23 protein-coding genes are annotated in these 20,728 nt (G+C 47.3%); 1 reads left to right on the forward strand and 22 read right to left on the reverse strand.

Annotated elements, in window-relative coordinates; translation table 11 throughout:
- A partial coding sequence (locus tag ACR65H_RS01130; protein ID WP_440498218.1) for a hypothetical protein occupies positions 1-218 on the forward strand: 218 nt, incomplete at its 5' end.
- Here the strand turns inward: ACR65H_RS01130 and ACR65H_RS01135 are convergent.
- From ACR65H_RS01135 to ACR65H_RS01240, 22 genes are all read right to left on the reverse strand, one after another.
- A complete protein-coding gene (locus ACR65H_RS01135) occupies positions 207-860 on the reverse strand; it encodes a peptidoglycan DD-metalloendopeptidase family protein (RefSeq protein ID WP_440498219.1) in 654 nt (217 codons plus the stop codon). The genes ACR65H_RS01130 and ACR65H_RS01135 overlap by 12 nt on opposite strands.
- 10 nt (positions 861-870) lie before the next feature.
- Complete coding sequence (gene spoIID, locus ACR65H_RS01140) at positions 871-1,866, reverse strand: stage II sporulation protein D (RefSeq protein ID WP_440498580.1); 996 nt, start codon at positions 1,864-1,866, stop codon at positions 871-873.
- A gap of 80 nt (positions 1,867-1,946) precedes the next feature.
- Positions 1,947-3,248, reverse strand: a complete 1,302-nt coding sequence (murA, locus tag ACR65H_RS01145; protein ID WP_440498220.1) for a UDP-N-acetylglucosamine 1-carboxyvinyltransferase — start codon at positions 3,246-3,248, stop codon at positions 1,947-1,949.
- Positions 3,249-3,642: 394 nt separating this feature from the next.
- Positions 3,643-3,879: a DUF1146 family protein gene (locus tag ACR65H_RS01150; protein ID WP_440498221.1), complete on the reverse strand. Its 237-nt coding sequence runs from the start codon at positions 3,877-3,879 to the stop codon at positions 3,643-3,645.
- Between the two features lie 676 nt (positions 3,880-4,555).
- Positions 4,556-4,957: a F0F1 ATP synthase subunit epsilon gene (locus ACR65H_RS01155; protein WP_440498222.1), complete on the reverse strand. Its 402-nt coding sequence runs from the start codon at positions 4,955-4,957 to the stop codon at positions 4,556-4,558.
- A 22-nt stretch (positions 4,958-4,979) separates the two neighbouring features.
- Complete coding sequence (atpD, locus tag ACR65H_RS01160; protein WP_440498223.1) at positions 4,980-6,395, reverse strand: F0F1 ATP synthase subunit beta; 1,416 nt, start codon at positions 6,393-6,395, stop codon at positions 4,980-4,982.
- Positions 6,396-6,433: 38 nt separating this feature from the next.
- Positions 6,434-7,291: an ATP synthase F1 subunit gamma gene (atpG, locus tag ACR65H_RS01165; RefSeq protein WP_440498224.1), complete on the reverse strand. Its 858-nt coding sequence runs from the start codon at positions 7,289-7,291 to the stop codon at positions 6,434-6,436.
- A gap of 56 nt (positions 7,292-7,347) precedes the next feature.
- Positions 7,348-8,859 carry a F0F1 ATP synthase subunit alpha gene (atpA, locus tag ACR65H_RS01170; protein WP_440498225.1) on the reverse strand — a complete coding sequence of 504 codons (1,512 nt, stop codon included), beginning with the start codon at positions 8,857-8,859 and terminating at the stop codon, positions 7,348-7,350.
- Positions 8,860-8,882: 23 nt separating this feature from the next.
- Complete coding sequence (locus tag ACR65H_RS01175) at positions 8,883-9,422, reverse strand: F0F1 ATP synthase subunit delta (RefSeq protein ID WP_440498226.1); 540 nt, start codon at positions 9,420-9,422, stop codon at positions 8,883-8,885.
- On the reverse strand, positions 9,419-9,943 hold the full coding sequence (gene atpF, locus ACR65H_RS01180; protein ID WP_440498581.1) for a F0F1 ATP synthase subunit B: 525 nt from the start codon (positions 9,941-9,943) through the stop codon (positions 9,419-9,421). Before atpF ends, ACR65H_RS01175 begins: the two co-directional genes overlap by 4 nt.
- A gap of 191 nt (positions 9,944-10,134) precedes the next feature.
- Entirely contained in the window at positions 10,135-10,359 is a 225-nt protein-coding gene (gene atpE / locus ACR65H_RS01185; protein ID WP_251626260.1) for a F0F1 ATP synthase subunit C, read from the reverse strand.
- Between the two features lie 71 nt (positions 10,360-10,430).
- A complete protein-coding gene (atpB, locus tag ACR65H_RS01190; protein WP_440498227.1) occupies positions 10,431-11,141 on the reverse strand; it encodes a F0F1 ATP synthase subunit A in 711 nt (236 codons plus the stop codon).
- Positions 11,142-11,170: 29 nt separating this feature from the next.
- Complete coding sequence (locus ACR65H_RS01195) at positions 11,171-11,545, reverse strand: ATP synthase subunit I (RefSeq protein ID WP_440498228.1); 375 nt, start codon at positions 11,543-11,545, stop codon at positions 11,171-11,173.
- A 545-nt stretch (positions 11,546-12,090) separates the two neighbouring features.
- A complete protein-coding gene (wecB, locus tag ACR65H_RS01200; RefSeq protein WP_440498582.1) occupies positions 12,091-13,191 on the reverse strand; it encodes a non-hydrolyzing UDP-N-acetylglucosamine 2-epimerase in 1,101 nt (366 codons plus the stop codon).
- 84 nt (positions 13,192-13,275) lie between these two features.
- On the reverse strand, positions 13,276-13,905 hold the full coding sequence (upp, locus tag ACR65H_RS01205) for a uracil phosphoribosyltransferase (protein ID WP_440498229.1): 630 nt from the start codon (positions 13,903-13,905) through the stop codon (positions 13,276-13,278).
- Between the two features lie 523 nt (positions 13,906-14,428).
- Positions 14,429-15,370, reverse strand: coding sequence for a nuclease-related domain-containing protein (locus ACR65H_RS01210; RefSeq protein WP_440498230.1), 942 nt, complete (start codon positions 15,368-15,370; stop codon positions 14,429-14,431).
- Between the two features lie 528 nt (positions 15,371-15,898).
- A complete protein-coding gene (gene glyA, locus ACR65H_RS01215; RefSeq protein WP_440498231.1) occupies positions 15,899-17,152 on the reverse strand; it encodes a serine hydroxymethyltransferase in 1,254 nt (417 codons plus the stop codon).
- Positions 17,153-17,310: 158 nt separating this feature from the next.
- Positions 17,311-17,874 (reverse strand): TIGR01440 family protein, encoded by a 564-nt coding sequence (locus ACR65H_RS01220; RefSeq protein WP_440498232.1) that lies wholly within the window; start codon positions 17,872-17,874, stop codon positions 17,311-17,313.
- A 13-nt stretch (positions 17,875-17,887) separates the two neighbouring features.
- Positions 17,888-18,328 (reverse strand): ribose 5-phosphate isomerase B, encoded by a 441-nt coding sequence (gene rpiB / locus ACR65H_RS01225; protein ID WP_440498233.1) that lies wholly within the window; start codon positions 18,326-18,328, stop codon positions 17,888-17,890.
- A gap of 105 nt (positions 18,329-18,433) precedes the next feature.
- Entirely contained in the window at positions 18,434-19,714 is a 1,281-nt protein-coding gene (locus ACR65H_RS01230; protein WP_440498234.1) for a methyl-accepting chemotaxis protein, read from the reverse strand.
- Positions 19,711-20,157, reverse strand: coding sequence for a low molecular weight protein arginine phosphatase (locus ACR65H_RS01235; RefSeq protein WP_440498235.1), 447 nt, complete (start codon positions 20,155-20,157; stop codon positions 19,711-19,713). Before ACR65H_RS01235 ends, ACR65H_RS01230 begins: the two co-directional genes overlap by 4 nt.
- 59 nt (positions 20,158-20,216) lie before the next feature.
- The gene (locus ACR65H_RS01240; protein ID WP_440498236.1) at positions 20,217-20,717 is read right to left on the reverse strand and encodes a manganese efflux pump MntP; all 501 of its coding nucleotides are present in this window, start codon (positions 20,715-20,717) and stop codon (positions 20,217-20,219) included.
- Positions 20,718-20,728 lie beyond the last annotated feature (11 nt).

Raw genomic sequence — 20,728 nt, forward strand, 5'->3', positions numbered from 1 at the left:
CTTTGGACGCGGTACATCACACTTTGGACGCGGTCCTCGATCACCTTCTTAACCCATATCTGTCGCGCCAAGTGCCTTTGACATTTCAAGCTCTGTTTCGAAATGATCAATATTTATCTGAATCACTTATATACGATTTGTTAACCATTAATCAGCCGATACTACCAATCAAAAAACCACTCTCGCAATTGAGAGTGGCTCGTCGATTAGAATCCTAGGAATGTACGCGGATTGACTGGGACGCCGTCTTGGTGGACTTCAAAATGCAAGTGGGTGCCGGCTTTGGCGTTCCATTCGTTGCTTGTGGCAGTACCGAGTGATTGGCCTTGTACGACTTCGTCTCCTTCTTTGACGAGGATGCCGGTCAAGGAGCCGTAAAGTGTTGTCATTCCGTTGGCGTGTTCGATTTTGACTTCAGCGCCCTTGAATTGATCGATAATGACTTCTTTCACTGTTCCGCTAAGGGCTGCGACGACTTCGAATGGTTGGCCATCCATCGAGATTGAAACGCCTTTGTTTGTATAATACGTTTGGTTGAAGACGAGAAGTGCATTTTCACGTGTTTCTTCATCGGCTTCTACATCATAGTACTCTTGTATAATTGCCACGTTATCAAGTTGGTCTTCGTTGAAAGGAAATTTGAGTACTTCGTTTGATGCATTTGTTTCGATGATCGGTGGAGCGTTTGGATCTGTTGCGACGTCAGCTGTTTCGTTCGGACCTTTTTGGATGAAGGCATTGTAGCCCCAAATCATGCCGACGAAGACAATCGCGATACCTCCATAGATGGCCGGCCAGAACCATCTATTCTTCTTACTCTTATTCTTCTGAGAAGGGAATTTCGGTTTTTCTTCTCGCATTATCATCACCTCACTTGCTATTGTTTGCAAGTGTTGGTGATTTTAAACATTCTGATTCGTCTACTTCAAACTTTTTTATTACCGTTCCGGAATAATAGTAGGTAAGTATGTTTTCAGCGGCCCATCCTTTCTGGGCGAAGGCTTCGGCGCCGTATTGGCTCATGCCGACTCCATGCCCGTATCCTTTCGTCGTAATGAGGACGAGCTCGTTTGTAATGTCATAGGCGATGTTGAAGTCGGTCGATGCTAGTCCAAGTGCTTCACGCATTTCACGTCCGCTCATTTCGAAATCCGTGGAGACGACTTTTTGCACGCGCCCTGTTTGATTGCGAACGAGCTGGAGGCTTTTGAATCGATCAGCTTTCCAATCGGATCCGAGCGCTTCATTCCACTCCTTGATCGGCATTTCGATATGCCGCTCGACTTCTGCGGCTACGACTTCCTCCCCTGGGCTTTCCACGCTCTGTAAATAAGGAATCGGGTTGCCGCTATAGTTTTGCGCGGTTTCAGTCTTCCCATTCGATGTCGAAAAAAACATCGCGGTAATCATTTCATCACCATGCACGATCGTCTTCCCCTCGGTCGATGCGACAATATCACGCAGCTTCTTCTCATTCTGTTTGAATTTTTTTCCCCAGCGTTCCTTTCGTTCCGCTGCAGTTTTATACACTTGGGCAGAGACGGTTGCTTCGATCGGCTTTTTGCCGCCATCCGTCGTCCGCAGTGCATACGTCCGAGCCGCAATCGCTTGCGCCCTTAAGGCTTCGTCGTGGAAGTCGATCGGCATTTCGCCAGCGACAACCCCCATGACATACTCCTCAAGCGGCAAAGGCTTGTCCACCCCTTCCACAGTGATATAGATTGCGCAAGGATCTTCCATTGCTACATTTTTTTTCTCGGGTTCGACCGGCGTCGTTTTCATGAGGATGGGAATGAAAAATAGTAGTACGATGAATAAAGCGGCTAGTAGTTTGTCCATATTCGATTGTATGATGAAGCCTCTCATTTCATTCAAAAAAACTGCCCCTTGTCGATATGACAAGGAGCAGTGTATGGAAGCTTCGAATAAAAGTATGATAAGTACTGTCAGACGAGTTGCTTCTCTATTTCTGTTTTCGATTCTTCTGTGGAGACGCGTTCGATGTCTGCGCCGAGCGCTTTTAATTTCTTATGGAAATCGACATAGCCGCGGTCCAAATGATCCAGTTCCGTTACGCGTGTGACGCCTTCCGCTACGAGGCCTGCCAAGATAAGGGCAGCTGCGGCGCGCAAGTCTGTCGCTGCGACTTCAGCTCCTTGCAGATCGGATGGTCCTGAAATGATGACGGAGCGTCCTTCGATTTTGACACTTGCGTTCATGCGGCGGAATTCTTCGACGTGCATGAAGCGGTTTTCAAATACCGTTTCTGTAAGTACCCCTGTTCCGGATGCCGTCAGCATAAGTGCCATCATTTGTGATTGCATATCTGTCGGGAATCCAGGATGCGGCATCGTTTTCAGGTCGACCGCTTTCAAAGGATGCTTCGCCTGAATGCGTAAGCCTTCGTCCAATTCAGTAATGATGACACCCATTTCGCCGAGCTTGGAAATTAACGCTGCATTATGCTCTGGCACTGCGTTTTCGATTGTTACGTCGCCGCCTGTAATCGCTGCTGCGACCATGAAAGTACCCGCTTCAATGCGGTCCGGAATAATATGATGAATTGTTCCGTGGAGCTTTTCGACACCTTCGATACGGATCGCGTCCGTACCAGCACCGATGACTCTACCGCCCATTTCATTAATGAAGTTCGCTAAATCGACAATTTCCGGCTCTTTCGCCGCGTTTTCGATAATTGTCGTCCCTTTTGCCAAAGCGGCTGCAGTCATAATGTTTTCCGTTGCGCCGACGCTCGGGAAGTCCAAATAGATTTTAGCCCCTTTCAGGCCGTTTTCTGCTTTCGCTTCTACATGTCCGTGTCCGAATGTAATCTCCGCACCCATCGCTTCGAATCCTTTCAGATGCTGGTCGATCGGCCGGGAGCCGATTGCACACCCACCAGGTAAAGCTACGCGTGCGAAACCGTTGCGCGCGAGCAATGGTCCCATGACTAAGATGGACGCACGCATTTTACGTACATATTCAAAATGAGCTTCACTTGCAAGCTCCTCTGTTGAATCAATGATTACTTGCCCTCTAGCTGGATCGTAGTTGACCTTTGCATTTAGGCTCTTGACTACTTCGTTGATTGTGGAGACGTCCGAAAGATTAGGCACATCACGAATGATATTGGGACCGTCCGACGCGAGCAATGCAGCAGCCAAGATTGGCAGCACCGCATTTTTAGCGCCTTCAACACGCACGTTGCCGTGAAGAACACGTCCACCGTTAATAATTATTTTGTCCACAAAAAGCCCCTCCGACTCAAAAATTTATACTGTTTGCCATAATATTTACTGTTGATTTTTTTCGTCATAAATTAAACATAAAAACACATACTATTCTACAACGCTCTACATTATTAAACAAGTAACTACAGAGCTATTTTCCCGTCTATCTACAAGATAGTCTATAATATGTACCCATATGTCGATTTGTGTGCTTTCCTTAATAGGCATTTGACAAATGCACTTATGTAATTCCCAAGAACTGTCGGAAATTAAACATTTTTTTAATTTCATGCCATCGCCCCATACACATCGATATGTAGACGCGGCGATGACATGGATCCAGTGGCATATGAGTAATTATTACTGAGACGTTAGCCTACTGACTACGTACCCGATTTTCATGTAGTCAAACTTAATTGAACATGGTTGGGACTCTTCCTGACCAATAGGATATGTCTAAAAAGAAATTTGATACGGTTGAACCAATCGCAAAACTCAATAAAATAAACAGTAATTGCGCTTGAAAAACGTGGTTCTTTTTAATGATTTTTTCCGGCATAATCGATTGTAGTGCATAAAATGACAGGCCGATGAAAAAAATATGCGAAACGATGGCGAGCATCGGGTTATGTGCAAATACGTCGTTCATAGTCCTGCCTCCTAGTTGAAAATTGATTTGACGAGCATATTAACGGATTTTATGAGCGCGGTACTGGCGTTCTTGAGCGCGGATTCGGTGTTCTTGAGCGCGAGTCACGATTCTTGAGCGCGGATTCGGTGTTCTTGAGCGCGAGTCACGATTCTTGAGCGCGGATTCGGCGTTCTTGAGCGCAAGTCACGATTCTTGAGCGCGGTACTGGCGTTCTTGAGCGCACGTCACGATTCTTGAGCGCGAGTCACAATTCTTGAGCGCGGATTCGGTGTTCTTGAGCGCGAGTCACGATTCTTGAGCGCGGTACTGGCGTTCTTGAGCGCACGTCACGATTCTTGAGCGCAGATTCGGCGTTCTTGAGCGCAAGTCACGATTCTTGAGCGCGAAAATGGCGTTCTTGAGCGCACGTCACGATTCTTGAGCACGGTAAAGGTGTTCTTGAGCGCAAATCACAATTCTTGAGCGCGGTACTGGCGTTCTTGAGCGCGCAAATCACGATTCTTGAGCGCAATTCCCTTTTCATGAACGTCCTTCCAAGGTTCTTGAGCGCATTGCCTGCTTTATGATTGCAAGCAAACTAGATACATCAATATGGCTCTGTTAGATAAGATTTCCAAGCAAGAAAATACGGGCAGAAGAAAGACTCCCTCTGCCCGCCAACTAGTTACATCTATTATTTCTGTTCGTAAACGTTGATTCGATTGATGGCCCGTTTGAGGTCGAGTTCCGCCAACTGAGCTTCAAGTTTGTCTGTTTTGGCTTGTAGTTTTTCTTCCGCTCGTTTCGCTGCGCGTTGTGCGCGGGAGATGTCGATGTCGGAAGCCAATTCAGCTTGTTGCGCTAAAACGGTGACAACATCCGGACGAACTTCGATGAACCCGCCATGGACGGCGACATGTACAGTCGAGTTGTCTTTTTTTAGGCGAAGGGCACCGATTTGGAGCGGTGCAACCATTGCGATATGGCCGGGAAGGATCCCGATTTCGCCAGTTTCCGTGGCAGCGATCACCATATCCGCTTCAGTTTCACTAACAGGACCGTCGGGAGTGACGATATTGACTTTAACTGTCTTCATTTGATCATTTCCCTCCCTGTTATTAGACCTCTACGCCCATGCTTTTCGCTTTTTCGATAACTTCTTCGATGCGTCCGACGAGACGGAATGCATCTTCTGGAAGGTGGTCATAGCGACCGTCCAAAATTTCTTTGAAGCCTTTAACAGTTTCAGCAACTGGAACGTAAGAACCAGGTTGTCCTGTGAACTGCTCGGCAACGTGGAAGTTTTGGGAGAGGAAGAATTGGATACGACGTGCGCGTCCTACGACTAGCTTGTCGTCTTCGCTCAACTCATCCATACCAAGTATTGCGATAATATCTTGAAGTTCACGGTAACGCTGCAATGTTGTTTGCACTGAACGTGCTACTTCATAATGCTCTTCGCCGACGATTTCAGGGCTAAGTGCGCGTGAAGTAGATGCAAGCGGGTCAACCGCAGGGTAGATACCCATTTCAGATAGTTTACGCTCAAGGTTTGTTGTTGCATCCAAGTGAGCAAATGTCGTAGCCGGAGCCGGGTCCGTATAGTCATCGGCTGGTACGTAGATCGCTTGGATCGATGTAACAGAACCTACGTTAGTTGAAGTGATACGCTCTTGAAGCTGACCCATCTCAGTTGCAAGCGTCGGTTGGTAACCAACGGCAGATGGCATACGGCCAAGAAGTGCGGATACTTCAGAACCTGCTTGTGTAAAGCGGAAGATGTTGTCAATGAACAATAGAACGTCCGCGCCTTGCTCGTCACGGAAGTATTCTGCCATTGTCAAACCTGTCAAAGCAACACGCATACGTGCGCCAGGAGGCTCGTTCATTTGACCGAATACCATCGCCGTTTTGTTAATAACGCCGGAGTCCGTCATTTCATGGAACAAGTCGTTTCCTTCACGAGTACGCTCACCAACACCTGCGAATACAGAAATACCGCCGTGTTCTTGAGCGATGTTGTTGATCAATTCTTGGATAAGAACTGTTTTACCTACACCGGCACCACCGAAGAGGCCGATTTTACCACCTTTGATGTATGGTGCAAGCAAGTCAACAACTTTAATACCTGTTTCAAGAATTTCAACTTCTGTTGAAAGGTTTTCGAATTTTGGAGCTAGACGGTGGATTGGATCGCGGCGTTCTGCTGCCGGAATTTCCTCACCAAGGTCGATTTTTTCTCCAAGTACGTTGAATACGCGTCCAAGTGTCACGTTACCGACCGGAACTGAGATCGCTGAACCAGTATCTTCAACAGCTGCACCACGCTTCAGACCATCCGTGGATGACATCGCAATTGTGCGCACCGTGTCATCCCCTAAATGGAGTGCGACTTCAAGTGTCAACGTTTCAGGTGCTGTGTTCGGACGTTCGATTTGGACCTTCAATGCGTTATAGATTGCTGGAAGCTGACCGTTTTCGAATTTAACGTCAACGACCGGTCCCATAACTTGAAGAATATGTCCGTTACTCATGCTTTTCCCTCCTGTCTTACTTTCCCGTTCAAAATCTCTTATTCAAGAGCGGCAACTCCGCCGACGATTTCTGTAATTTCTTGCGTAATTGCTGCTTGACGTGCACGGTTGAATGAAAGAGTCAATGAATCAATCAATTCAGATGCATTATCTGTAGCAGTCTTCATCGCTGTCATACTTGAAGCATGTTCGCTCGCTTTTCCATCAAGCACTGCCCCGTAGATGAGGCTTTCCGCGTATTGTGGAAGAAGCGTTTCAAGAATCGCTTCCGCGGAAGGCTCAAATTCATACGAAGTCATTGCTGACGCTGATGAAATGTCCGTGAGCGGAAGCAATTTCCTTTCCGTCACTTCACTGGAGATGGCGGAGATGTAGTGGCTGTAATATAAGTACACTTCATCGAATTCGCCTTCTGTGAACATGCCAACAGCTCGATTAGCGATTGCTTTTATTTCATCGAAAGAAGGGTGATCCGATACTCCGACGAGACTTTCAACGACTTCATATCCGAGGCGCGAGAAAAACTCAAGCCCTTTGCGTCCGATGGCGACGATTTTCACGTCGTCCTTCGATGCGTGACGTTGCTCAATCGCACGTCTAGCCGCACGGAAGATGTTAGCGTTGTAACCCCCTACGAGACCGCGGTCGGAAGACACGATAATATAACCTGTCTTCTTCACTGGACGGTTTACGAGCATTGGGTGTCCGGAGTCGGTTGTAGCGCTTGCGATAGCGCCGACGACTTCCTCGATTTTATCCATGTATGGAACGAACGCTTTCGCATTCAACTCTGCACGGTTCAATTTGGAAGCCGATACCATTTGCATCGCTTTCGTAATCTGACTCGTCTTCTTTGTCGATTTAATACGGTTTTCTATATCGCGTAATGATACCACTGGCAATTCACCACCTTATTGTTTAGTTAGATCAAAATCCTGAATTACGTTTCGAATTAAGCTTCAGATGGTACGAAGTTCTTCTTGAATGCGTTGATCGCATCTTTCATTACTTCATCAGACGGAAGGTCTTTCGTCGTACGGATATGATCATACACTTCAGTGTGGTTAGATTCGAGCCAGCTCGTCACTTCGCTCTCGAAGCGAAGAATGTCATGCACAGCTACGTCGTCGAGAAGTCCACGTGTCAATGCGTAAAGGATGACAACTTGGTATTCCACTTTAAGCGGTTTGTTCAAGTCTTGTTTCAACACTTCAACTGTACGTTGTCCGCGGTCAAGTTTCGCTTTTGTCGCTGCGTCAAGGTCGGAACCGAATTGCGCGAACGCTTCAAGTTCACGGTATGCCGCAAGGTCAAGACGGAGTGTACCCGCAACCTTTTTCATCGCTTTGATTTGCGCGGAACCACCTACACGGGATACGGAAAGACCGGCGTTGATCGCTGGACGTACACCCGAGAAGAAGAGATCCGACTGCAAGAAGATTTGTCCATCAGTGATGGAAATAACGTTCGTTGGTATGTAAGCGGAGATATCCCCAGCTTGTGTTTCAACGAATGGAAGTGCAGTGATTGAACCTGCGCCTAATGTATCGTTCAACTTCGCTGCACGCTCAAGTAGACGGGAGTGCAAGTAGAATACGTCACCAGGGTAAGCTTCACGGCCTGGAGGACGGCGAAGTAGCAAGGATAGTTCACGGTAAGCAGCCGCTTGTTTAGAAAGGTCATCATAGACAACAAGGACGTGCTTGCCTTGGAACATGAATTCTTCAGCCATCGTTACACCTGTATATGGTGCAAGATATAGCAATGGAGCTGGTGAAGAAGCAGATGCTGTTACAACGATTGTGTAATCAAGCGCACCGTTTTTACGAAGTGTTTCTACAACTCCACGAACTGTGGATTCTTTTTGTCCGATCGCTACATAAATACAGATCATATCTTGGTCAGCTTGGTTCAAGATTGTATCGATTGCAACAGTCGTTTTACCTGTTTGACGGTCACCGATGATCAATTCACGCTGTCCACGGCCGATCGGTACAAGTGCATCGATCGCCTTGATGCCTGTTTGCAATGGCTCATGAACGGATTTACGCGCCATGACGCCTTGTGCAGGACTTTCAATTGGACGAGTTTTTGTCGTTGCAATCGGGCCCAGTCCATCAACTGGCAAACCGAGTGAATTCACGACGCGTCCAATCAGTTCCTCACCGACAGGAACTTCCATAATACGGCCAGTCCGACGTACTTCATCGCCTTCTTTGATATCTGTGTATGGTCCGAGGATAACGATACCTACGTTGTTCGCTTCCAAGTTTTGCGCCATACCCATGACACCTGTAGAGAACTCAAGAAGTTCTCCGGCCATGACGTTGTCGAGGCCATGAGCAAGAGCGATACCGTCACCGATTTTGATAACCGTACCGACTTCGCTTACTTCCATCTCAGACTGATAGTTTTCAATCTGCTGCTTAATCAGCGTGCTGATTTCTTCAGCTTTGATGCTCATGTATGTCACCCCTCAATTTCTAATTAGGATCCGATCAGTTTACGTTGCAGTTTGTCGAGCTTCGCGCTCAAGCTGCTATCGTAAATCTGATTGCCGATTTGGAGACGGACGCCCCCGATCAAGCTTGGATCGATGATATTTTCAATGCGTAAAGAATGTTTGCCGACCTTTTGTGCAAAAGTTGCCGAAATGGCGTTTGTCTCTTGCTCCGTCAATGGACGCGTCGAGTACACTTTCGCTTCTGCGATTCCCGCTGCATCATCCGCAAGTCCGAGGAATTCTTCGAAGACATTTTGAGCTTCATCCATGCGCTTTGCATCAAGCAATACGTACAAAGTATTCAGTACGATTGGATTCACACCTTTGAAAATGTTCGCAATCAATTCCTTCTTCTTCGCTGATGATAACTTCGGAGAACCTAATAGTTCACCAAGATCTTTATTGTCACGGAACGCAGCCACCAATTCTTTCATTTCTTCTCGAATTGCACCGGTTTGTCCGTGTTGCTGAGATAGTTCGAATAATGCTGTTGCGTATCGTTTTGCTACGACCGAGTTGCTCATCGGCTTTCGCCTGCCTTCACAATCGTTTCTTCAATTAAAGCACGGTTGTCCTCTTCAGAGATTTCTTTTCCAAGAACTTTAGATGCCGCCAAAATTGAAAGTGAAACGAATTCTTCGCGGACAGCTGCAACTGCTTTTTCACGCTCTGTCGCGATTTCAAGTGTAGCGGATTCTTTCATCCGGTTCACTTCTGCACGTGCTGCTGTGATCAGCTCTTCACGTTGTGTTTCGCCTTGTTTGCGCGCGTTTTCAACAATCGCTTGTGCGTTGTCACGTGCTTCCTTTAATAGGGCACGTTGCTCTTCCAAAAGCTTTTGAGATTCCAAGCGGCTGTTTTCAGCTGCTTCGATTTCATTCGCAATCAATTGCGCACGTTGATCCATCACGCCCATAAGCGGGCCCCATGCGAACTTTTTGAGTAGAACCATGAGGATCGTGAACATTAGCACTGTGACGATGATGTCGCCTAGATTCAACCTGTTATTCAATGCTGACAAAAATCCTCCGCCGTTTGCCGACAGTAGGATGAAGGTATTTCCAAACACGATTGTTTCACTCCCTTCAAGAGCTCATGTCAATTTTCGATATAGTATAGAAAGAACGTCATTCTTAATTTTCAACTTCAAATTTCCATTTCAAACGTCAGTTGTTACATAAATGAATGGCGAAGGGCAATTTGCCTCGGTCTTCGCCATTTACAATTGTTGTTTTATTATTTGTTCATTACGATGAACGCGATAACTGTCGCGATGATCGGAAGGGCCTCAACTAACGCTACCCCGATGAACATTGTTGTTTGAAGCATACCGCGTGCTTCTGGTTGACGAGCGATACCTTCTACTGTTTTAGAAACGATCAAACCGTTACCAATACCTGCTCCAAGTGCACCAAGACCAACTGCAAGTGCTGCTGCTAATAGACCAACTGAACCTACCATAGTGTAATATCCTCCTAAAATTTCATGTTTTTTGTTATTGTTTACTAACCCACTAATGGGGAAATATATGTTTAATGATCCGTTTGGACTTTATGTGCCATGTAGACCATCGTTAACATAACGAAGATGAAAGCCTGGATCGCTCCGATGAAGACTGAGAAACCTAACCAAGCGATTGACGGGATGACGGCTCCAATAAGACCGAATGCACTGCCAGCCCCGAGTGTTGCAAGTAGTCCGATGAGGATCTCCCCTGCGAAAATATTACCGTAAAGACGTAGACCGAGTGTCAATGTGTTTGCAAATTCTTCGATAATTTTAAGTGGTGCCAAGAATGGCATCGGTTGAAGATACGTTTTGAAGTATCCTTTTGTCCCGAGTTGTTTAACGCCATAGTAATGGGTTAACACAACTACCAATGTAGCGAGTGTCATTGTAATGACAGGGTCCGCTGTAGGCGATTTCCACCAAAGTTTATCGTCCCAGACTATCGCGAATGGCAGTCCGAGCATATTTGCTACGAAAACGAACATGATCAAGGTGATTCCGAGTACGTGGAAACGGCCACCTGTTTTCCAGTCCATATTGTTCTTAATGATCCCTTTGACGAAATCCATGACCCATTCCATGAAGTTCTGCATGCCTGTCGGTTTGATTTTCATATTGCGCGTCGAGAGGACGGCGATGATGAAAACGACTAGACATGTGACAAAGAGCATGAGGATGTTAGCTGGGTTAAAGCTTAATCCGAGAAAAACCCATTCCGGATTTTCATGGTTCACGTTTCGTTCACCTCCCTTATGCGTGTCAGTTAGAATTGCTTGACGTGGACTACGATTCTGTCAATTAATAACAGAACGTATGGAATCATCAGTCCGATCACTGTTCCGATCAGATCAAATTTTTCCGGCATCGACAACGCAATGGCTGCCGCTGCCACACCGGATCCGAATCGCAATGCGGTTCCTCCGATTGACTTTGTACCTTTCCCTTCCGAAATGTTCCGATCAAATCTTTCCATTCTACGGACAAGAATAAAGAAATTATACAGTCCGAACAAGGAGCCTAAGATTAATCCGCCAAAAACCGGTTTGAAGTCACTAAAAGCCCATCCGATGACAAACAGTGCGAGCAAAAAATAGAGTGCTTTTTTTTGCCTATTAAAGATGTGTCGCAGTGTATGCATGATGGGTGATTCTCCTGATTCGTATTTTCCGGGTCTAGCGTTTTCGAAAAGGTGGGCGAGTACATTGAGCGATGCTAAACGACATAGGTCAATTCCCTCATTAGGGCTTGTACTGATAGAGACTCCGAAAAATGTCGGAACCTGTAATTATTTGTGAATCGCCGTAAGCAACTGACCACCAGGAGGCGTTGCTATTGAGCACGCTCATGGAGATATTCGTGGAACGACGTCCAATAAAGGATGATAGAATCGCCCAGAAGCTTATCGCCAAGGCGTTTATCATATGTATGAATCCCTATCATTCTTACCCTTTGTAAGCATACAATAGGGGCATTTTGATGTCAATTGATTCCCGTGAAATTCTTCACAAAGTCTTCACGTTGTCAAATTATAGACATATTTGCACAGAGAAAAATTTCATATTGAAAAAATGAGGGATTTCCCTCAGTATGACCTGATGGAAAAATCCCTCACTGGCGTGCTTTCACGCGTTTTTTTATTGAATGTGCAAGCGTTGTTCAAAGTGCACAAACGTTTTATTCATTTTAATTCACCGAGGAAAGATATTCCTTCAATGCGCTGACGATCCGTTCAGATGCGTGTCCGTCTCCGTACGGATTGGACGCTTTCGCCATAGCGCTATATTCCGCCTCGTCGGATAATAGTGCATCCGTCATGTCGAAAATTGTCTCTTCGTCTGTACCGGCAAGCTTCAATGTGCCCGCCTCAATGCCTTCCGGACGCTCCGTCGTGTCACGAAGGACGATGACCGGTTTGCCGAGTGAAGGCGCTTCTTCCTGGATGCCGCCAGAGTCGGTCAAGATAATATGCGAGCGCGCGGCGAAGTTGTGGAAATCGACGACTTCGAGCGGTTCGATCAGGTGAACCCGCTTGTTCGAGCCGAGGATTTCGTCAGCCACTTCCCGTACAGCCGGATTCATATGGACCGGATAAATGACTTGCGTGTCCGGATGCTTTTCAAGGATCCGGTTGATAGCGCGGAACATATTGCGCATCGGTTCGCCCAAGTTTTCACGTCGATGCGCGGTAAGAAGGATGAGTCGATCATCGCCGATTTTGTCAAGAATCGGATGCTGGTAGTCATCTCGAACCGTTGTTTGCAACGCGTCGATCGCTGTGTTTCCTGTAATGTAAATCCGGTCTTCCTGTTTTCCTTCATTTAAGAGGTTTTGCGCGGACTTTTCGGTCGGCGAGAAATGAAGGTCGGCAAGGATGCCCGTCAGCTGACGGTTCATTTCCTCCGGATACGGGGAGAATTTATCCCATGTCCGCAGGCCCGCCTCGACATGGCCGACTGCAATTTTATTGTAAAACGCAGCGAGACTGCCGATGAAAGTCGTCGATGTGTCGCCATGTACGAGCACGATATCGGGCTGTGCCTCTCTCATGATCTCATCGAGCCCTTCCAATCCGCGGGTCGCGACATCGATGAGCGTCTGACGATTTTTCATGATGTTCAGATCATAATCTGGTGTAATGTTGAATGCATGCAAAACTTGGTCTAGCATTTGACGATGCTGCGCTGTCACCGTGACGATCGATTCGATCTCCTCGGGATGCTTTTGCAGTTCGAGTACGAGCGGCGCCATTTTAATCGCTTCCGGCCGCGTGCCGAATATCGTCATCACTTTCCATTTCCGTTTCAATCCATTCACGCCTTCCCCATTATTTCTTTCTTATTTAAATTCGTTCTTATTTAAATCGCGAACTTATTTTGTTCCGAATAGACGGTCTCCCGCGTCACCAAGACCTGGAACGATATATCCGTGGTCGTTTAATTTTTCGTCCAATGCAGCAATATACACATCGATATCAGGATGTGCTTCCGTGAATACTTTCACGCCTTCAGGAGCTGCAATCAAGCACATGAAGCGGATGTTTTTGGCACCGCGTTTTTTCAATGAATTAACTGCCTCTACTGCTGTTCCGCCTGTTGCAAGCATCGGGTCGACGAGAATGAATTCACGCTCCGATACGTCGGAAGGAAGTTTCACGAAATACTCATGCGGTTGAAGTGTTTCCGGATCACGGAACAAGCCGATATGTCCCACTTTCGCAGCCGGAATCAAGTTCAAGATGCCATCGACCATGCCGATGCCTGCACGAAGAATAGGTACGATCCCAATTTTTTTGCCTGCCAATACTTTTGATTTTGCAGTCTGGACCGGTGTTTCCACTTCCACTTCCGTCAACGGAAGGTCGCGGGTAATCTCATACGCCATCAACGTTGCCACTTCGTCAACAAGCTCGCGGAACTCCTTCGTTCCCGTGTTCACGTCACGAATATGTGTCAATTTATGCTGGATGAGCGGATGATCGAATACATGTACTTTTGCCATTGCTTATCGCTCCTTTTCGGAATGTCCTGTACATTATAACAGAAACATGTCGATTTACACATTGGGAATGCGGATAATGTCGGTTGTGAGTGGAATTTGTGATTTCTGTTGATTTGTGGGGGTTTATGTGTGGAAATTCTGATTTATGCGTGAGTGGCGGCGGTTGGACTTAGACCGCGGGGAAGTTTGATGGCATGGGAACTCTTCTTCGCGCAGAATGCTTTTGACAAATTAAATGCACTTCGGGAAAGGCAGATTGTTGAGCGCTCAAGCGTGGTTCTTGAGCGCGGATTCGGAGTCTTGAGCGCGACGGCGTGATTCTTGAGCGCGGATTCGGAGTCTTGAGCGCGACGGCGTGGTTCTTGAGCGCGGATTCGGAGTCTTGAGCGCAACGGCGTGGTTCTTGAGCGCGGGTGAGGTGAAATCCATAGTCCTGCAGGGACTGGCCTTAAGCATGGGGTGTTCTTTGGATGCGGCAGAATCTTTGCAAGGCCAGTTACTATGACGCGATTGCAAAAAAGAATCATTTAATATAGAAAGAGCTGCTGCGTTGCCCAACCATTGTTAGGTGAGATTTTTTTAGTAACCTTTTTGCAATGGATCGGTCTTCGATATAAGAAAATGCGCGGAATTGGCGGTTATTTATTTTGTTGTCGATAAGATAGAACCAATCGTCTAACAGGGGAATGTGACAATCCGTTTCGTTGAACGAGCACTTAGCGCAGTTCCATTTTCTCTGAGTCCACTTCATGCCCCTGTAATTGCAATTTGGGCAAATTACGCCAGGCATTATTTCTTCCGGGACAATTTGCATGGTTTTTGATAGAGGAAAGGGATTATATTCTTGATGAGCGTTTTTGATATCGTTTGCAATTTTACTGATTTGTTGTTTGTTCAATAGTTCTTGTGCGACTGGGCTATTGTATAGTGTTATGGGAAGTTCGTGTGTAAAGGCGATTGTAGTACCAGTTTCCCCTTCAATAAATAATTCGTTCGTGTATGCAAGACCTATCATCCCTATGATTGGAATGGCAACTCCTCTTTCTTTTAGCCAACCTTCCATGAATATCTTTTTACGTTCCAGTTCAATAATTGGACTTTGAATAACTTTTCGGACTCCATTATTGTCCTGTATGAATTGAGTAGGATTTGCTTTGACAGTTAGCTTTCCTCCGAGGTTCTTTATTTCAAAGATAACTATACGATCGGGTCTGATAAGAATGGAGTCCATTTGAAAATAGATTCCATTATGCTTCAGGCATACATCATGTAAAAAGCCGTGTGGATAGGGTGGTCGATATTCGGTAATATGTTTGTCAAAATTCATCTCTCCTCCGAAGCCAGCCTTTCGTTTCCTTAAATCTTCTTCAAAATTTGTAAATTGTTTGTTGTTTCTGTTCAGGCGGTTGACTAGCGATTGTAGTCCTATCAGCGCCAATGGTTCACTCCGTTTTTTGTATATCATGTTATCACCTCGACGACATTGTAGCAGTTTGGTCAAGTATTCCCAAACGGGCGGAAATTTGAGTTTACGATGTTTTTGCGGGTTAAAATTAGGTTTTAGGTGAAATCCAATGCATAAAATTGAAATTTCAATAATAAAAGTTTTTTCTAATCAATTCGATTGACTTGTGCGGATAGTTTTGTTAATGAGATGTGTTGCTAGAAGATGAGTTCTTGGGCGCGGAATTGGACTTCTTGAGCGTGGAGGGAGCATTCTTGAGCGCGGGAACAAATTCTTGAGCGCAGAATCGGATTCTTGAGCGCGCGGGAGCATTCTTGAGCGCGGATTCGAATTCTTGAGCGCGCGGGTGCATTCTTGAGCGCAGATTCGATTTCTTGAGCGCGCGGGTGCATTCTTGAGCGCAGATTCGATTTCTTGAGCGCGCGGGTGGATTCTTGAGCGCATATTCGATTTCTTGAGCGGGAAATCATATTCTTGAGCGCCCGCTGAAAAAATCCCCGCTCTCGCGCAGAGAGCGGGGATCATTAATTATGCGTAGAGCGGGAAACGGTCTGTCAATGCTTTGACGCGCGCAGCCGCTTCTTTTTTCGCTGTTTCGTCTTCGTGGTTTTTCAATAGGTTGGCGATGATGGAGCCGATCTCCTTCATTTCTTCCTCTTTGAAGCCGCGTGTTGTGACAGCTGGTGTTCCGATACGGATGCCGGACGTGACGAACGGGCTTTCCGTGTCGAATGGAATTGTGTTTTTATTTACAGTGATGCCGACTTCGTCAAGGACGTGTTCAGCGACTTTGCCTGTGATGCCGAGTGATTTCAAGTTGACGAGCAACAAGTGGTTGTCAGTTCCGCCTGATACGATGTCGACACCTTCAGCCATCAAGGATTCCGCAAGTGCGGCAGCATTTTTCTTCACTTGCTGGATATGCGATTTAAACTCAGGCTTTTGAGCTTCGCCGAAAGCAACTGCTTTTGCAGCGATGACGTGCATGAGCGGTCCGCCTTGGATGCCAGGGAAGATCGTCTTGTCGATTTTGCGGCCGAATTGCTCAGCGAATTCCTCGTTCACGAGGATCAAGCCGCCACGTGGCCCGCGCAATGTCTTATGCGTCGTCGATGTGACGAAGTGTGCGTACGGCACTGGGTTCGGGTGCTCGCCTACTGCGACGAGGCCTGCGATATGTGCCATGTCAACCATCAAATACGCACCTACTTCATCCGCGATTTCACGGAATTTCGCGAAGTCGATTTCGCGCGGATATGCGCTTGCACCCGCAACGATCAATTTCGGCTTGTGCTCAAGCGCTTTTTGACGGACGTCTTCGTAATCGATGCGCTCGTCTTCTTCGCTGACGCCATACTCGACGAAGTTGTACAGGATGCCCGAGAAGTTCACCGGACTGCCGTGCGTCAAGTGCCCGCCGTGGGAAAGGTTCATGCCGAGAACAGTGTCGCCCGGCTCAAGAATTGTGAAATAGACAGCCATATTCGCTTGCGCACCGGAGTGGGCTTGAACGTTTGCGTAAGCTGCGCCGAAAATTTCTTTCAGACGGTCTCGCGCGATGTTTTCAACGACGTCAACATGCTCGCATCCGCCGTAGTAGCGTTTGCCTGGATAGCCTTCAGCATATTTATTCGTCAAGTAGGAGCCTTGTGCTTCCATGACCGCTTCCGTCACGAAGTTTTCGGACGCAATCAATTCGATATTCGCGTTCTGACGGTTCTTTTCCGCCATGATCGCTTCGTACACTGCTGTATCTTCACGTTTCACATTGCTTAAATCCATGATTCCATTTCCCCTTTTCTGAATTTATATATCCGGATGCAGGCGCTGACCAAATGTGCAAGCTTGTCCGGTGATTAAACGCCGCTGTTCTTCTGCCAAGCCGGAATAATTCCGGACATGGCAAAGAAAGCTGGCGGGCGCTTCTATTGTAATGAAGATTAGTCTTCAATCGGGCGGCTGTAGATCGCCCTTTCTCCGCCGATTAATTTCGGGCGGGTCGTCGCTACAGTAACGACGGCGTCACCGATTTTGTCGATGGAGGTGCGCAGCGGGACAGCGACTTGCTTCAGATGCATACCTATCAACGTCTGACCAATGTCGATTCCTGCATGTGCGCGGATTGATTCGACGACGACCGCGTCTTCCAAATGCTCGAACGCATAGGTGGACATCGATCCGCCGGCATGTACCGCCGGAATGACGGACACCGTGTCGAGATTCATTTTTTCCGCGGCTTTGCGCTCTATCGTCAAGGCGCGGTTAATATGCTCGCAGCCTTGGAAAGCTAAATGTACATTGTGCTTTTTCGCAAATGCTTCTAACGGCTTGAATAACGCTTCGGCGACTTCTAGCGCGCCGCCCGTTCCGATCCGCTTGCCGGCTATTTCGGACGTCGAGCAGCCGACGACGAAAAATGTGCCCGGCGTAAATGTTGTCTGCTCGGCCATTTCTGATAGCAGCTGTTCAAGCTGAAGCTTCAATAAATTCAATACATCATCCATTGCCTTGCTCACCTCACTTATTTTCGAGTTCTGTCAATTTGGCGACGCGTCGCTCGTGACGGCCTCCCTCAAATGAAGTGTCGAGCCACGCTGTTGCGACTTCCCGCGCCAGACCTGGTCCGATAACACGTTCTCCCATGGCAAGGATATTCGAATCGTTATGCCCTCTCGTCGCCTTCGCACTGAAGACATCGTGGACGAGCGCACAACGGATTCCTTTCACTTTATTCGCAGCGATCGACATGCCGATCCCCGTTCCGCAAATGAGGATGCCTCGGTCGAACTTCCCGCTTGCGACACCGTCTGCTACAGGTTTAGCGTAATCCGGATAATCGACCGATTCATCGGAGTTCGGACCGAAATCTTCATAGTCCAATCCTAGTTCCGATAATAAGTCCATGATTTCATGGCGCAGACGATTACCGCCATGATCCGAAGAGATTGCGATTTTCATTGCGTCCCCTCTTTTCTTAATTTACTCACAAATCATTCTACCATTGTTCGACAAAAAAACACAGCCCTGGCGTCACTATTTCGGGCTGTGAAATGAATGATATTGTTATGAACGATCGAACTGGCTGATGACTTTATAAAGGTCTTCCGATTGCTTCTTCAAGTGGCTTGCCATAATATCGGTCTGCTCGATCGATTTCACTTGCTCTTCCGTTGCGGCGCGTACTTCTTCGGCGCCTGCAGATGTCTGTTCCGCGATAGCCGCAACTTCTTGCGATTGCAAAGCGGTCGTTTCGATATTCGATAGCTGGTGTTCGACGAGCTCCGAAATTTTGACGACAGAATCGGCCATGCCATTCACTTTTGCCGCCATTGCTTCGACGTTGCCGCTCGTTGCATCGGCGCGGTTTGCTTCGTTCGCTGCCGTGCTCACTTGCCTTTCCATTTCTTTCACGACTTTCGTGACGTCAGACTGGATCATTTTCACGAGTTCGTCGATGCTATGTACCGCTTTCGCACTTTCATCCGCAAGTACCCGCACTTCCTCCGCGACGACTGCGAACCCTTTCCCATGCTCTCCGGCGCGCGCTGCCTCGATGGAAGCGTTCAGCGCCAGCAAATTCGTCTGGCCTGCGATGCTGCCGACGAGCTGGACGATTTCACCGATTTTCTGCGCATTTTGATCGAGCTCACGAATTGTACCGAGCGACTGCTCGCTTTGATCCGACATATCACGGATCCCTTTTACGAGCGCTCGGAACACTTCCGTCGTACGCTCAAGTTCGACTAGCATTTCTTTCGATTGCTCTGACGAATCTTCCGCACGGCTGCTCACTTCCGCAGCAAGCATCCTTACATCCTCGATCGCCTCTGCCGTTTCCTGAATCGCTACCGCCGAAGCTTCAGCGCCCGAGGAAATTTCCATGATCGTTGAAGCGACCGCGTCCGCTTGTGATGCCGCACTGCTTGTCTCACCGGATAACCGGTCGACTGTATGGGCCGTCTTCTCGAAATTCGTCTCAATTTCCGCAACGATTGTCCGCAAATTGACGACGAGCTGTTGGAACGCTTCCGCAACGGAGCGGATTTCGTCGGATGACTTCGGCAGCTCAATATCCATGCCAATTTTTCCGTCTGCGACTTCGATTGCAGCCTTCTCCAAGTTTTGCAGAGGCTTCGTCAAGATCGTGCTGAATAATGCCGCCAAAATGCCTGACCATATAATCCCTAACGCATATGTACTGATTTCAAATACGAACGGCTGGATATTCGGAAAGAACTCCGGCCGAATATAGTTGATGAACAAGGCGCTCGTCGAATATGTGACAACTGCAAGTACCGTTACGAATAAAACCAATTTCTTACGCAAACCGAATTTCTTCTTCATTCCCCATCCTCCATCAGCTTCATCTTCAACAGCTCAATTAACTTGTCCAATTCATCGAAAGTCGTCCGGTACGTAGCTAAACTGCCGCCGTACGGATCGTGTACATCCCCGTTATCCCCCGAAGTGGCGAACTCTTTCAATGTAAATGTCTTCTTTTCAATTTCCGGGAATAAATGCAGCAAAAGATCCTTATGCGATACCGTCATCGTCAAGACAAGATCCGCCCATTCCAGCTCTTCCGCTGTTACTGCATTGGAAACCGGCGTATATGGCATGCCCGCTTCTTCGATTAGCGTCTTCGCATTCGAAGAAATCGGCAACCCGTCAACCGCACTTACACCTGCTGACCGAACAACGACGCCCTCTATCGCCTTCGAACGGAGAATCGCCTCCGCCATCGGGCTTCTGCATGTATTCCCTGTGCAAATAAAATAAATATTCATTCATGATCACCTACCTTTAGGATACTCGATATCCGTGAATAAAGAAATAGATAATTTCATCAAAACCATGACAATATCCCCATAGTCAATAAAGCAAGACCCGCAATGATGCGAAGCAGCCTTCCGTTTTTGATGTTCAAAAATCTTCCGTAATAAAGTGCCAAGCAGGAAAAAAAGAATGAGAGAAATCCTGAAGCGAGGATGAACAGTATTTTATTCAAATGGAGCATGCCGAAAGAAACACTTACCGAAAAGGTGTCCAAGCTGACGGCGAGCGCAATGAACGCCGGATGGAGCTGACGATTCAGATTGCTGTTGTCATCGTCCTGCAATAGCATGTGGATGCCGATCAATGCAAGAAGAACCCCTGAAAGCAAATGGCTCCATACCGAAAAAAGATCGGCAGACCAATCCCCCATGACAAATCCTGCGAAAGGCAGCACCATGTTCAGGAATGTTATCCACAATGCGAGAACGAGCCTTCCTTTACGCAATTGGAGCAACGATAAAACAACAACGACATCGATTGTCGTGACGCTTGCAGCAAATATTTCCAACAATGAATTGACCT

The sequence above is a fragment of the Sporosarcina sp. SAFN-015 genome, assembly GCF_059415085.1.